This is a genomic window from Pseudomonas sp. AM4(2022) (assembly GCF_036346515.1).
GTDB classification, from domain to species: Bacteria; Pseudomonadota; Gammaproteobacteria; order Pseudomonadales; family Pseudomonadaceae; genus Aquipseudomonas; species Aquipseudomonas paracarnis.
The window spans coordinates 250172-263785 of record NZ_JAOTNW010000005.1 but is presented as its reverse complement, the minus strand read 5'-3'; the positions used below and the strand labels follow the sequence as shown (position 1 = coordinate 263785).

General features: G+C 61.3%; 10 protein-coding genes and 1 pseudogene. All 11 read left to right on the top strand.

The features are described 5' to 3' along the window. Positions 1-146: 146 nt before the first annotated feature. The 11 genes and pseudogenes from ODQ19_RS09500 (at position 147) to purD (ending at position 13513) form a co-directional block, all read left to right on the top strand. Complete coding sequence (locus ODQ19_RS09500) at positions 147-1817, top strand: GGDEF domain-containing response regulator (protein ID WP_116666835.1); 1671 nt, start codon at positions 147-149, stop codon at positions 1815-1817. Positions 1818-3316: 1499 nt separating this feature from the next. Further along, positions 3317-3832, top strand: a pseudogene (locus tag ODQ19_RS28160) (methyl-accepting chemotaxis protein); the annotation flags it as partial. 296 nt (positions 3833-4128) lie between these two features. Then, on the top strand, positions 4129-4584 hold the full coding sequence (aroQ, locus tag ODQ19_RS09490) for a type II 3-dehydroquinate dehydratase (RefSeq protein WP_073524980.1): 456 nt from the start codon (positions 4129-4131) through the stop codon (positions 4582-4584). Between the two features lie 24 nt (positions 4585-4608). Next, a complete protein-coding gene (gene accB, locus ODQ19_RS09485; RefSeq protein ID WP_003188191.1) occupies positions 4609-5073 on the top strand; it encodes an acetyl-CoA carboxylase biotin carboxyl carrier protein in 465 nt (154 codons plus the stop codon). 17 nt (positions 5074-5090) lie between these two features. Beyond that, positions 5091-6452 (top strand): acetyl-CoA carboxylase biotin carboxylase subunit, encoded by a 1362-nt coding sequence (accC, locus tag ODQ19_RS09480; protein WP_003188188.1) that lies wholly within the window; start codon positions 5091-5093, stop codon positions 6450-6452. Positions 6453-6716: 264 nt separating this feature from the next. Next, the gene (gene prmA / locus ODQ19_RS09475) at positions 6717-7595 is read left to right on the top strand and encodes a 50S ribosomal protein L11 methyltransferase (RefSeq protein ID WP_116666833.1); all 879 of its coding nucleotides are present in this window, start codon (positions 6717-6719) and stop codon (positions 7593-7595) included. Positions 7596-7625: 30 nt separating this feature from the next. Next, entirely contained in the window at positions 7626-8885 is a 1260-nt protein-coding gene (locus tag ODQ19_RS09470) for a DUF3426 domain-containing protein (protein ID WP_330209880.1), read from the top strand. 185 nt (positions 8886-9070) lie between these two features. Beyond that, positions 9071-10084: a tRNA dihydrouridine synthase DusB gene (gene dusB, locus ODQ19_RS09465; RefSeq protein ID WP_003188182.1), complete on the top strand. Its 1014-nt coding sequence runs from the start codon at positions 9071-9073 to the stop codon at positions 10082-10084. Continuing rightward, the gene (gene fis, locus ODQ19_RS09460; RefSeq protein WP_002555375.1) at positions 10081-10401 is read left to right on the top strand and encodes a DNA-binding transcriptional regulator Fis; all 321 of its coding nucleotides are present in this window, start codon (positions 10081-10083) and stop codon (positions 10399-10401) included. The genes dusB and fis overlap by 4 nt, the downstream gene beginning before the upstream one ends. Positions 10402-10483: 82 nt before the next feature. Continuing rightward, positions 10484-12091, top strand: a complete 1608-nt coding sequence (gene purH / locus ODQ19_RS09455; protein ID WP_014716728.1) for a bifunctional phosphoribosylaminoimidazolecarboxamide formyltransferase/IMP cyclohydrolase — start codon at positions 10484-10486, stop codon at positions 12089-12091. 129 nt (positions 12092-12220) lie between these two features. Next, positions 12221-13513 (top strand): phosphoribosylamine--glycine ligase, encoded by a 1293-nt coding sequence (gene purD / locus ODQ19_RS09450; RefSeq protein ID WP_330209879.1) that lies wholly within the window; start codon positions 12221-12223, stop codon positions 13511-13513. Positions 13514-13614 lie beyond the last annotated feature (101 nt).

Sequence of the window (13614 nt, the reverse complement as noted above, 5' to 3'; positions counted from 1 at the left end):
GCCTTTTACGCTGGGCGACCAGCCGGTCAATAACTGAATCACAGGCACGCAGACTTAATTGACGTATGACACTCATCTATCAGAAAAGAGGTGCTAGCATAGAGCCATCAGTCGACCTCAGCATGCACCCTCACAGTAGTCAGGATATGACCGAGCCAGAAGACCCCAGCCGCGAGCGTCTCAAGCAGCACTTTGCCCAGCGGGTAATTCATCAGGCACGTCAAATTCTTGAGATCTGGCAGCGCCTGCAACGCAGCGAGTGGTCGAACGCCGACTTTTCCGAACTCAGCGAAGCCAACCTGCGCCTGCAACGCTTTGCCGAACGTTTCGAACAGCCCGAACACACACAGCTGGCACGGCATATCAGTGAATCCTTGCAGGCCGTGGACGAGAACCGTGGCCGCCTGAGCAGCCAACTGATCACCGAGCTCAACCGCTTGATGCAACGCCTGTCCCGCACCGGCCTGCGTCAGGGCGATCAGCTTGAGCAAACCTTCCTGCCGCCAATGCGCAAGCCGATCTATGTGATGCTCGCCGACCATGACCGCGCTGAGCGCCTGGCCAAGCAGCTCGAATTTTTTGGCATGAGCGCCCACGCCCTAGACAGCGTCGCTGCCTTTCACACGTCCATGGCCGAGCGTTTGCCGTCAGCGATTGTGATGGACGTGGACTTCTGCGGCACGGGCCAGGGCCTGAAGCTCGCGGCAGAGGCCCAGGAGGGCCTGGAGCAAAAGCTGCCACTGTTGTTTTTCAGCCTGCACGAAACCGACACCCCAACGCGCCTGGCCGCCGTACGCGCCGGTGGCGAAGAGTTCCTGACCGGCACCCTGGAAGCCTCAAGCCTGCTGGAAAAGATCGAAGTGCTGACCTGTGCGGCCCAGTATGAGCCCTACAAAGTGCTGATCATCGACGACTCGCGAGCCCAGGCGCTGCACACCGAACGCCTGCTCAACAGTGCTGGCATTGTCACCCGCACCTTGATCGAACCGATCCAGGCCATGGCCGAGCTGGCGGACTTCCAGCCCGACCTGATCATCCTCGACATGTATATGCCTGCCTGTACCGGCACGGAACTGGCCAAGGTGATTCGCCACAACGACCGCTACGTCAGCGTGCCGATCATCTATCTGTCGGCTGAGGACGACCTGGATAAACAGCTGGATGCGATGAGCGAGGGCGGTGACGATTTCCTCACCAAACCGATCAAGCCGCGCCACCTGATCACCACTGTGCGCAACCGTGCGTCACGTGCACGCAACTTGAAGGCACGGATGGTGCGCGACAGCCTGACCGGGCTGTACAACCACACGCATATCCTGCAACTGCTCGAAGATTGCAGCTTCCGCGCACGCCGCGAGAACAAGCCCTTGAGCTTCGCCATGCTCGATATCGACCACTTCAAGCGCGTCAATGACAGCCACGGCCACCCCATGGGCGACCGGGTGATCAAGAGCCTGGCACTGTTTCTCAAGCAGCGTTTGCGCAAGACCGATTACATCGGGCGCTACGGCGGTGAAGAATTCGCCATCGTCATGCCCGACACCGACGTGGAATCGGCCTGCAAGGTGCTGGACGACATTCGCCGGCGCTTTGCAGAAATCCACTACCCTGCCCAACCGCAGGATTTGTGGTGCACCTTCAGCGCCGGCCTGGTGGAGCTGTGCGACGGTTCCGACAGCTTAATGATGGCCGCCCAGGCTGACGAAGCGCTGTACCGCGCCAAGGACGCCGGACGCAATCGAGTGCAAGCCGCTCGCACATCAAAGCAAAGTGCCATCTTTTCACCAGAATCCACCGATTCGGTCATAACGCTGTAATACAAACGCAATAAATTCAGGCGCTTATCTCTTGCCGTCGGTTGAAACCCCGCATGCGCCTGAAGCTGCTGACCAATCTCAATACCCTTCTGCTGGTGGCCGTGTGCCTGGCCCTCGGCGCGACGCTGTGGTGGTCGCAACGGGCGCTGGAGCGCCCGTACTTGTTGATGGAGCGCTACCTGGGGTTGTCCCAGGTCTTTCAAAACCAGGCTGCCCGAAACATCGAGGACTACTTGGCCAGCGGCGATGCCCTGCGCCTGAGCAGTGCCACCCAGAGCCTGGAAAGCCTGCAGCTGCAACTGGGCGAACTGCCGCCCGAATTGGCGCAAAGCCTGCGGCCCAGCCTCGCGGAGTTGGAGACCTTTAGCAAGACCGACCTGTTGGCCGCCGGTAAATTGGCTGGCGACCCGCAAGCGCTGTTGCTGCAAGCCGAACGTGAACTGGGCGCGAACCTGGAGCAATTGAGCCAGTACGCCAGCGGCGTCAATTCCGCAGAGGCTGCGCGCTATATGTCGCCGCTGCTCGCCGCCTCACAGCACCTGGGCAAACTGTCCCTGGCCCGCGACAAGCTGGTCAGCAGCGGGCGCGCCGAGTTGGCTGCGGATGTCGAGCGGGAGGTGACTAACCTGCGAACCCAGGCCGACCTGCTCGCGCAACTGCCCCTATTGGGAATAAAGGCCAGCGCTGAATCCAACACCGACGACTTTTCCGCGTTGATGGGCCTGGAAAATACCGAAAAAAACGAAGCCCTGGACACCGGTGTTGACCTCAAGCGCGAACTCAACAGCCTGCTGACCCGCTACCCCGCCGAGCTGCAACGCACCCGTGAACAGATCCAGCAACGCGCCGATCTCGCCGCCAGCACCCACCTTAAAATCACTAACGTACAACAAGCCATCGCCGGCCTGGAACCCGTGGTGCGCGCGCAACATGCCAGGATCCAGGGCGAAGTACGCGTGATGCAGGGCGTGATGATTGGTCTGATCCTGCTGATCGCATTGCTGATCGACACCCTGCAACGCCGCCTGGCGCACGTGCTGACCAACCTGGCACCAGCCTTGTCGACCTGGGCCGAAGGCGACTTCAGCCAACCGATTGCCCTGGGCAAGACCAACCGTGAACTTCACGATATCGAGGCCTCCCTTAACCGCCTGCGCGCCTATCTGGTAGACCTGGTCGGCACCATCCGTGGCAATGCCGAAGAAGTGGCGGGCAGCAGCCGCGCCCTGGCCGAACTGAGTAGCGGCCTGCACGACGGCGCCGAACGCCAGGCCGGCGACACGGCGCAAATCCGTGATTCCCTCGGCGAGCTGGAAGCCACCATCCAGCAAGTCGCCGGGGATGCCAGCCAGGCCGCCGGGGCCAGTCGCAGTGCGGGCCAGGCGGTGGAGCAAGGCCAGCGTGTGATCGGCCTGAGCCTCACCGGGCTGCATGCGCTGGTAGGCGAAGTGCAGCAAAACGCGCAGATGATCGAGAAGCTTGCCGAAGAGTCCGCCACCATCGGCGGCGTGCTTACGGTAATTCGCTCGATTGCCGACCAGACCAACCTACTGGCGCTCAACGCCGCCATCGAAGCCGCCCGCGCCGGTGAAGCCGGACGTGGTTTCGCCGTGGTGGCCGACGAAGTTCGCTCCCTGGCCCAGCGTACCGCCGGTGCCACCGCCCAAATCCAGGGCCTGATCGCCGGCCTGCAAAGCGCCGCGCACCAGTCGGTTGAAGGCATGCGCGCCCAGGTCGAACATGCCGAAGCCACCGCCCAGCAGGCCCAGGCGGCGGATGGTGCGCTGGATGCAATCGTCGGTGCGATCCAGACCATCTCGGATACCGCCGTACGCATTGCCGATGTGACCGCGCAACAGAGTGGCGCCGTGAGCGAGATACGCGACAACAGTGAGCGGATTCATCAATTGGGTGAGGATAATTTACTGCGTATTGGCCAGAGCCGTAGCCAGGGCGAGCACCTGCTGGTACTGGGCGGGCAATTGACTACCGCGGTGCAAGCCTTCCGCGTCTGACTCGATATCCCGACCGGTGTAGACCAAATGTGGGAGCGGGCTTGCTCGCGAATGCGGTGTGTCAATCAATGCATCTCTAGCTGATCCACCGCATTCGCGAGCAAGCCCGCTCCCACAATGAGTCTCCAGCGATCTCAGTGCCGTAACAGCGATGACTGGATCTAAGGCCGCAGTCACAAATTTTGCGCAATCCTCGCTAATCGTGCCGGCTACTGCATAGAACTGGACAGTCACAAAGGCTTTGCGGCATAGTCGCCGGGTTCTGACGCACCCACACCGATAACAAGGAACAGCCAATGGCGACCTTACTGGTTCTTCACGGACCCAACCTGAACCTGCTTGGCACCCGCGAACCGGGCGTCTACGGGGCAGTGACCCTGGACCAGATCAACCTCGACCTGGAAAAACGGGCCCGTGTTGCCGGCCACCATTTGCTCTACCTGCAAAGCAATGCCGAGTATGAATTGATTGATCGCATCCATGCCGCGCGCGGCGAAGGCGTGGACTTTATTCTGATCAATCCCGCCGCTTTTACGCACACAAGCGTTGCATTACGTGACGCGCTGCTGGCGGTGAGCATCCCATTCATCGAAGTGCATTTATCGAACGTGCACAAACGCGAAGCTTTCCGCCATCACTCTTACTTCTCCGACGTAGCGGTAGGAGTGATCTGCGGCCTTGGCGCCAGCGGTTACCGACTGGCCCTGGAGGCCGCCCTGGAACACATTGAAGAACAGGCTAAACGCCCCTGACCGACCCTTGGGAGTTGATGATTCATGGATATCCGTAAAGTTAAGAAACTGATCGAACTGCTGGAAGAATCCGGTATCGACGAGCTGGAAATCAAGGAAGGCGAAGAGTCCGTACGGATCAGCCGTCACAGCAAGACCCCGGCCCAACAGTTCTACGCACCACAGATGCAAGCGCCGGCTCCAGCCGCTGCTGCTCCGGCTGCCGCGCCTGCCGCCGCCGCTGCACCTGCCGCCCCAGCCGCGCCTGCGCTGAACGGCTTCGTGGTCAAGTCGCCAATGGTCGGTACTTTCTACCGCACTCCGGCACCGACCTCGCCAGCCTTCGTTGAAGTGGGCAAGACCGTGAAAGTGGGCGACACCATCTGCATCGTTGAAGCGATGAAAATGATGAACCACATCACCGCGGAAAAAGCCGGCGTCATCGAATCCATCCTGGTAGAAAACGGTCAGCCGGTTGAGTACGACCAGCCGCTGTTCACCATCGTTTGAACCGCGGAGCGCCTTCGATGTTGAAACCTGCGAAGAAACTGCAAAAAGTCCTGATCGCCAACCGCGGCGAGATCGCGCTGCGTATCCTGCGCGCCTGTAAGGAAGAGGGCATCAAGACCGTCGCTGTTTACTCGACGGCCGATACCGAATTGATGCACGTGAAGCTGGCGGACGAAAGCATCTGCATCGGCCCGCCACTGGCCACGAACTCGTACCTGAAAGTCTCGAACATCATCGCCGCGGCAGAAGTGACCGGCGCTGATGGCATCCACCCAGGCTACGGCTTCCTCGCGGAAAACGCCGATTTTGCCGAACAGGTGGAAAAATCCGGGTTTGCCTTCATCGGCCCCAAAGCCGAAACCATTCGCCTGATGGGCGACAAGGTCTCGGCCAAGGACGCGATGATCGCAGCCGGCGTGCCAACCGTTCCAGGCTCTGACGGCCCACTGCCTGAAGACGAGGAAACCGCTCTGCGCATTGGTCGCGAAGTCGGTTACCCGGTGATCATCAAGGCCGCCGGTGGCGGTGGTGGTCGCGGCATGCGCGTGGTGCACAAGGAAGAAGACCTGATCGAAGCCGCCAAGCAGACCCGCTCCGAAGCGGGCGCCTGGTTCGGCAACCCGATGGTCTACCTGGAGAAGTACCTGACCAACCCACGTCACGTGGAAGTCCAGGTACTGTCCGACGGCCAGGGCCACGCCATCCACCTGGGTGATCGCGATTGCTCGCTGCAACGTCGCCACCAGAAGGTTTTGGAAGAAGCCCCGGCACCGGGCCTGGACGAGAAAGCCCGCCAGGAAGTGCTGGCGCGTTGCGTCAAGGCGTGCATCGACATCAACTACCGTGGCGCCGGTACCTTCGAGTTCCTCTACGAGAACGGCCGTTTCTACTTCATCGAGATGAACACTCGTGTGCAGGTAGAGCACCCGGTATCGGAGATGGTCACCGGTATCGATATCGTCAAGGAGATGCTGAGCATCGCCGCCGGTAACGTGCTGTCCTTCACCCAGGACGACGTGAAGATGCACGGCCACTCCCTGGAGTGCCGCATCAACGCGGAAGACCCGAAAACCTTTATCCCAAGCCCTGGCCTGGTCAAGCATTTCCACGCGCCCGGCGGCAACGGCGTACGTGTGGATTCGCACCTGTACAGCGGCTACAAGGTTCCGTCCAACTACGACTCGCTGATCGGCAAGCTGATCACCTGGGGCGCCACTCGCGACGAGGCCATGGCCCGTATGCGCAATGCCCTGGACGAAATCGTGGTCGACGGTATCAAGACCAACATCCCGCTGCATCGGGATCTGGTTCGTGATGAAGGCTTCTGCGAAGGTGGTGTGAACATTCACTATCTGGAACACAAGCTGGCCAACCAGTAAGTGCTCCACCCAACAAAGCCGCCTTCGGGCGGTTTTGTTGTTTGTGGGCCCCCAAATGTGCTGGATGGATACATTCCCCCTGTGGGAGCGGGCTTGCTCGCGAATGCGGTGTATCAGCTAAAACATCCTCCACTGACCCAACGCATTCGCGAGCAAGCCCGCTCCCACATTTTGTTCTGTGTACACCCTTCCCGCCGCTCGCGTAAACTTGCGCGCTTTCGCGGCCTGCCCGCCGCACATTCATTTTTTTCAAAGGTGCCCGCCATGCCTTGGCTGCAAGTCCGTCTCGCCATCAGCCCAGAACAAGCCGAAACCTACGAAGACGCGTTCCTCGAAGTGGGCGCCGTGTCGGTGACCTTCATGGACGCCGAAGACCAGCCGATCTTTGAGCCGGAACTCAATACCACGCCGCTGTGGTCCCACACCCACTTGCTGGCCCTGTTCGAAGACGGCACCGACGCCGCCGTCGTGCTGGCCCATATGGAACTGCTCACCGGTGGCCCGCTGCCCGAGCATCATAGCGAGGTCATCGAAGACCAGGACTGGGAGCGCAGCTGGATGGATAACTTCCAGCCCATGCGCTTCGGCCAGCGCCTGTGGATCGTGCCAAGCTGGCACGCTGCTCCTGAGCCAAACGCCGTCAACCTGCTGCTGGACCCGGGCCTGGCGTTCGGTACCGGCACCCACCCGACCACCGCCCTATGCCTGGAATGGCTGGACGGCCAGGACCTGACCGACAGCAACGTACTGGACTTCGGCTGCGGCTCGGGGATTTTGGCAATCGCCGCCCTGCTGCTGGGCGCCAAGGAGGCCGTAGGCACCGATATCGACGTGCAGGCCCTGGAAGCCTCTCGCGATAACGCTGGGCGCAACAACATTGCCGAAGGCAAATTCCCACTCTACCTGCCCGAGGACCTGCCCCAGGTTCAGGCCGATGTGCTGGTGGCCAACATCCTCGCCGGGCCACTGGTGTCGCTGGCGCCGCAACTGTCGAGCCTGGTCAAGCCGGGCGGGCGCCTGGCGCTGTCGGGCATCCTCGCTGAGCAAGGTGAAGACGTGGCTGCGGCCTACGCCAAGGACTTCGAGCTGGACCCGATCGCCAACCGTGATGGCTGGGTACGCATCAGCGGTCGTCGGCGCTAGAATGAGCGCTTGCCTGAATCGGATGGCCGCATGACCGACAGTTTCGTCACCCAGTGCCCACATTGCCAATCGCGTTTTCGCGTCAACCACGCTCAGTTGAGCGTGGCCCGCGGCGTCGTGCGTTGCGGCTCGTGCCTGCAAGTGTTCAACGCCGCTCGCCAGTTGCTGGAGCAACGGGCCCAGGCGTCTGCGCCGGAGCCTGAAGTGCCGACCAGCGCCGAGCCGGCCACCGAGCCGCCTGTCGAAACGCCTCCCGAGCCACCGCGGGCCATCAGCCAGAAGCAGTGGACGGCCGAAGAGCTGGACCTGGATAACCTGGACAAGGAACTGGCCAGGCTGGAACGTCGCGAGATCCAGCACACCCAGGCAGGGGGCGCAGAACGTCGCCAGCCAGGCGCCGACCGTCGGCAAAAGGAAGAGTCCTTCAGTGCCAGCCGCGACACGGTCAAGGCCGAGGAAGAAAAATGGGCGGCCAGCCTGTTCAGTGAGCCACCCGAAGAGCGCGCCCAGGCACCAGAAGAAGAGCCCGAGCCGGTTAAGGCACCTGCGTCCAAACAGCGCACCGAACCGTCCATGTCGGCCCACGTCGACGAACTTGATGACGAACCCGCTCTGCACACCACTGCCGTGGATGATGACCTCGACCCGCCGCTGACACCCACCCGCGACGAGCACGACGAGCCTGAACCCGAAGACCGCGCGTTCGCGCGACGCAAGCGCGCGCGAACGGAGGCCGGTGTACACGACGAGTTGCTCCAAGACCTGGAAGACGACCCCCTGCACCTGTACGCGCAGAAGCGTCCGTCAGGCTGGGGTCGCCGTCTGCTCTGGATACTCTTGGTCGTACTCGCCGCCGCCGGCCTGGCCGGCCAGTACATCGCCTACCAATTCGACGACCTGGCCCGCCAGGACGCCTACCGCCCATGGTTCCAGGCGCTGTGCCCGAAACTGGGATGTACGGTGCCATCGCGGGTCGACATTACCCATATCAAGAGCAGCAACCTGGTGGTGCGCAGCCACCCCGAGTTCGCCGGGGCACTGGTGGTGGATGCCATCCTCTATAACCGCGCGACCTTCTCCCAGCCCTTCCCACTGCTGGAGCTGCGCTTTGCGGACTTGAACGGCAGCCTGATTGCCAGTCGTCGCTTCAAGCCCGCCGAATACCTGAGCGGCGAGTTGGCCGGCGTCAGCGAAATGCCCTCGCAGACGCCGATCCACATCTCCCTGGACATCCTGGACCCCGGCAACAAAGCCGTAAATTACAGCCTGAGCTTCCATTCACCCGAGTGAAACGGCGCGCCCACCGAGGTTTGACGGCGGATTATTGACTTGGCCGCCGTCGACCAAACCGATGGCGATAAAAAAGTAACTGTTCAGATTTTATCCAATTCAGCCTTTAACCCGTCATCGAGAGCGGGTATCATGCCAACCCTTTTTCGAACTCTAATGATCCGGCCCCACAACAGGGAAGTCCTATGTCGGCGGTACGCATCGGCCCATACACATTGCAAAACGGCTTGATCCTCGCCCCGATGGCGGGTGTCACCGACCAGCCCTTTCGTCAGCTGTGCAAGCGTTTGGGCGCGGGTCTAGTAGTCTCTGAAATGGTTACCAGCGACATGAGTTTGTGGAACACCCGCAAGTCGCGGATGCGCATGATCCACGAAGGTGATCCCGAGCCACGCTCGGTGCAGATCGCCGGTGGCGATGCGCAGATGCTGGCGGATGCAGCCCGGGCCAATGTGGAGCTGGGTGCACAGATCATCGATATCAACATGGGCTGCCCGGCCAAAAAGGTCTGCAACAAGGCCGCCGGTTCCGCGCTGTTGAAAGATGAGCAGTTGGTCGCCGAGATCCTGCAGGCCGTTGTCGGCGCAGTGGATGTGCCGGTGACCCTGAAGATTCGTACCGGTTGGGACCGGGACAACAAGAATGGCCTGACCGTGGCGAAGATCGCTGAACAGGCAGGTATTGCAGCGCTGGCGGTGCATGGCCGCACCCGCGCCGACCTTTACACCGGTGAAGCCGAGTACGACACCATTGCCGCGATCAAGCAGGCTGTGTCCATGCCCGTCTTTGCCAATGGCGACATCGACAGTGCCGAGAAAGCCCGGCGCGTGCTGCACGCGACCGGTGCCGATGGTTTGTTGATTGGCCGGGCCGCCCAGGGGCGGCCGTGGATTTTTCGTGAAATCGAGCATTTCCTGCGTACCGGTGAAGTCTTGCCGGCACCAGAGTTGGTCGAGGTGGAACGTATTCTGCTAGAGCATCTGGCCGCCCTGCACGCCTTCTATGGGGACGTGATGGGAGTACGCATTGCTCGCAAGCATGTCGGCTGGTATCTCGCCACCTTGCCGGGCGCCAAGGAATTCCGCGCTCAGTTCAATCGTTTGGATGAAACGCAGGCACAGGTCGCCACCGTTCGTGAGTTCTTCGCCGGACGCGACAAGAGCCTGGGAACAGGGGATGGAGAAGGGGTGGCCGCATGACGATGATGACCGAGACTTTAGTGAGTGGAACAACACCCGTGAGCGACAATGTCAATTTGAAACAGCACCTCAACACGCCGAGCGAAGAAGGCCAGACCCTTCGCGGGAGTGTCGAGAAGGCGCTGCACAATTATTTCGCCCACCTTGAGGGCGCTTCCGTCACGGATGTGTACAACCTGGTGCTCTCCGAAGTCGAGGCGCCCTTGCTCGAAAGCGTGATGAACTACGTCAAGGGCAACCAGACCAAAGCCAGTGAGCTGCTGGGCCTCAACCGTGGCACCTTGCGCAAAAAGCTCAAGCAGTACGATTTGCTGTAAGCATTCAATCAAACCAGAAAGGCGCCCGCGTAAAACCGGTCGCCTTTTTTGCTGACTTCCTTTGCTTTTGATGGAAATTGAGATGACCGACCAGACCACCCGCCTGCCGATCCGCCGTGCCTTGATCAGTGTTTCCGACAAGACCGGGATCCTCGAATTTGCCCGGGAGCTGGAAGCCCTGGGTGTGGAAATCCTCTCCACGGGCGGGACCTTCAAACTGCTGCAGGATAACGGCGTGGCCGCAGTAGAAGTCGCGGACTACACCGGTTTCGCAGAAATGATGGACGGTCGCGTCAAGACCCTGCACCCGAAAATCCACGGCGGCATCCTTGGCCGTCGCGGCATCGACGACGCCATCATGACCGAGCACGGCATCAAGCCGATCGACCTGGTGGCGGTTAACCTGTACCCGTTCGAAGCCACTATCAACAAGCCAGGCTGCGACCTGCCGACCGCCATCGAAAACATCGATATCGGCGGCCCGACCATGGTGCGCTCGGCGGCCAAGAACCATAAAGACGTGGCCATCGTGGTCAACGCCAGCGACTACGCCAACGTCCTGGAAAACCTCAAGGCCGGTGGCCTGACCTACGCCCAGCGCTTTGACCTGATGCTCAAGGCGTTCGAACACACCGCAGCCTACGACGGCATGATCGCCAACTACATGGGCACCGTGAATCAAGCTGCGGATACCTTGAGCACAGAAGGCCGCAGCCAGTTCCCGCGCACCTTCAACAGCCAGTTCATCAAGGCCCAGGAAATGCGCTACGGCGAGAACCCGCACCAGAGCGCGGCGTTCTACGTGGAAGCCAAGCCGGCCGAAGTGGGTATCGCCACCGCCACTCAACTGCAAGGCAAAGAACTCTCCTACAACAACGTGGCCGATACAGACGCTGCGCTGGAATGTGTGAAGAGCTTCGTCAAGCCGGCCTGTGTGATCGTCAAGCACGCCAACCCATGCGGCGTGGCCGTCAGCCCGGACGCTGAAGGCGGTATCCGCCAGGCGTACGAACTGGCCTACGCCACCGACACCGAATCCGCATTCGGCGGCATCATTGCCTTCAACCGCGAGTTGGATGCCGAGACCGCCAAGGCCATCGTCGAGCGTCAGTTCGTCGAAGTGATCATCGCCCCAAGCGTCAGCGAAGAAGCCCGCGCCATTGTCGCCGCCAAAGCCAACGTGCGCCTGCTGGCCTGTGGCGAGTGGTCGGCTGACCGCGCCGCGGCCTGGGACTACAAGCGCGTCAATGGCGGCCTGCTGGTACAGAGCCGCGACATCGGCATGATCGGCAGCCAGGACCTGAAAGTCGTGACCAAGCGCGCGCCAACCGAGCAAGAGATCAACGACCTGATCTTCGCCTGGAAAGTGGCCAAATACGTCAAGTCCAACGCCATCGTCTACGCCAAGAACCGCCAGACCATCGGTGTCGGCGCTGGCCAGATGAGCCGCGTGAACTCGGCACGTATCGCCGCGATCAAGGCTGAGCACGCCGGTTTGCAGGTGGTGGGTTCGGTGATGGCTTCCGATGCGTTCTTCCCGTTCCGTGACGGCCTGGACAACGCTGCGAAAGCCGGCGTGACCGCCGTGATCCAACCGGGCGGTTCGATGCGTGATGCAGAAGTCATCGCCGCCGCTGATGAAGCTGGCATTGCGATGGTCTTCACTGGCATGCGCCACTTCCGCCACTGATTGATCGTTCCCACGCTCTGCGTGGGAATGCAGTCCGGGACGCTCTGCGTTCCAAAGCGTGACGCAGAGCGTCACAAGTAGCATTACCACGCAGAGCGTGGGAACGATCAAGTTAACGAGGTTTTTGAAATGAATGTTTTGATCATTGGCAGCGGTGGCCGTGAACACGCCCTGGCCTGGAAAGTAGCCCAGGACCCACGCGTGCAGAAAGTCTTCGTCGCCCCTGGCAACGCCGGCACCGCCATCGAAGCCAAGTGCGAAAACGTCGCCATCGACGTGCTGGCCCTGGAGCAGCTGGCAGATTTTGCCGAGAAGAATGTTTCCCTGACCATCGTCGGCCCGGAAGTGCCGCTGGTTGCCGGCGTCGTCGATCTGTTCCGCAGCCGTGGCCTGGACTGCTTCGGCCCTACCGCGGGCGCCGCCCAGCTGGAAGGCTCGAAAGCCTTCACCAAGGACTTCCTGGCCCGCCACAAGATCCCGACGGCCGACTACCAGAACTTCACCGAGATCGAACCGGCCCTGGCTTACCTGCGTGAGAAAGGCGCACCGATCGTGATCAAGGCCGATGGCCTGGCTGCGGGTAAAGGCGTGATCGTCGCCATGACCCTGCAGGAAGCCGAAGACGCCGTGCGCGACATGCTCGCCGGCAATGCCTTTGGTGACGCCGGTTCGCGCGTGGTCATCGAGGAATTCCTCGATGGCGAAGAAGCCAGTTTTATCGTGATGGTCGACGGCAAGAACGTATTGCCGATGGCCACCAGCCAGGACCATAAGCGCGTCGGCAACGGCGACAGCGGTCCGAACACCGGCGGCATGGGTGCCTACTCCCCGGCGCCCGTTGTAACCGCCGACGTGCACCAGCGCGTCATGGACCTGGTGATCTGGCCAACCGTGCGCGGCATGGCGGATGAAGGCAACGTGTACACCGGTTTCCTCTACGCCGGCCTGATGATCGACAAAGCCGGTAAGCCGAAAGTCATCGAGTTCAACTGCCGCTTCGGCGATCCGGAAACCCAACCGGTGATGCTGCGCCTGCAATCGAGCCTGGTGCTGCTGGTGGAAGCCGCCCTCGCCCAGGCCCTGGACAAGGTCGAAGCGCAATGGGACCCACGTCCTAGCGTTGGGATTGTGCTGGCGGCCGGTGGCTACCCTGCCGACTACGCCAAGGGCGATGTGATCGAAGGCCTCGACGCGGCCGCTGCGCTGGAAGGCAAGGTGTTCCATGCCGGCACCGCACTCAAGGACGGCAAAGTTGTAACCGCCGGTGGCCGCGTATTGTGCGCCACCGCGATGGGTGCCAGTGTCGATGCCGCGCAACAACAGGCGTACAAACTGGCGGCAAAAATCGACTGGAAAGGCTGCTTCTACCGCACCGACATTGGCTACCGTGCCATTGCCCGCGAACGCGGTGAGAACAACTGAGCAGCTACACTTGCAGTAGCTATCCGTTCGGTTAGGTAAGGGCCTTTGGCCCTTGCCGTACCCTGTCGCCCCGCGCATAGTTAACCCGTGCATCCACCTAC

Coding starts and splice junctions, on each gene's coding strand:
- ODQ19_RS09500 (WP_116666835.1), top strand. CDS start 147: ATGACCGAGCCAGAAGACCCCAGCCGCGAGCGTCTCAAGCAGCACTTT.
- aroQ (WP_073524980.1), top strand. CDS start 4,129: ATGGCGACCTTACTGGTTCTTCACGGACCCAACCTGAACCTGCTTGGC.
- accB (WP_003188191.1), top strand. CDS start 4,609: ATGGATATCCGTAAAGTTAAGAAACTGATCGAACTGCTGGAAGAATCC.
- accC (WP_003188188.1), top strand. CDS start 5,091: ATGTTGAAACCTGCGAAGAAACTGCAAAAAGTCCTGATCGCCAACCGC.
- prmA (WP_116666833.1), top strand. CDS start 6,717: ATGCCTTGGCTGCAAGTCCGTCTCGCCATCAGCCCAGAACAAGCCGAA.
- ODQ19_RS09470 (WP_330209880.1), top strand. CDS start 7,626: ATGACCGACAGTTTCGTCACCCAGTGCCCACATTGCCAATCGCGTTTT.
- dusB (WP_003188182.1), top strand. CDS start 9,071: ATGTCGGCGGTACGCATCGGCCCATACACATTGCAAAACGGCTTGATC.
- fis (WP_002555375.1), top strand. CDS start 10,081: ATGACGATGATGACCGAGACTTTAGTGAGTGGAACAACACCCGTGAGC.
- purH (WP_014716728.1), top strand. CDS start 10,484: ATGACCGACCAGACCACCCGCCTGCCGATCCGCCGTGCCTTGATCAGT.
- purD (WP_330209879.1), top strand. CDS start 12,221: ATGAATGTTTTGATCATTGGCAGCGGTGGCCGTGAACACGCCCTGGCC.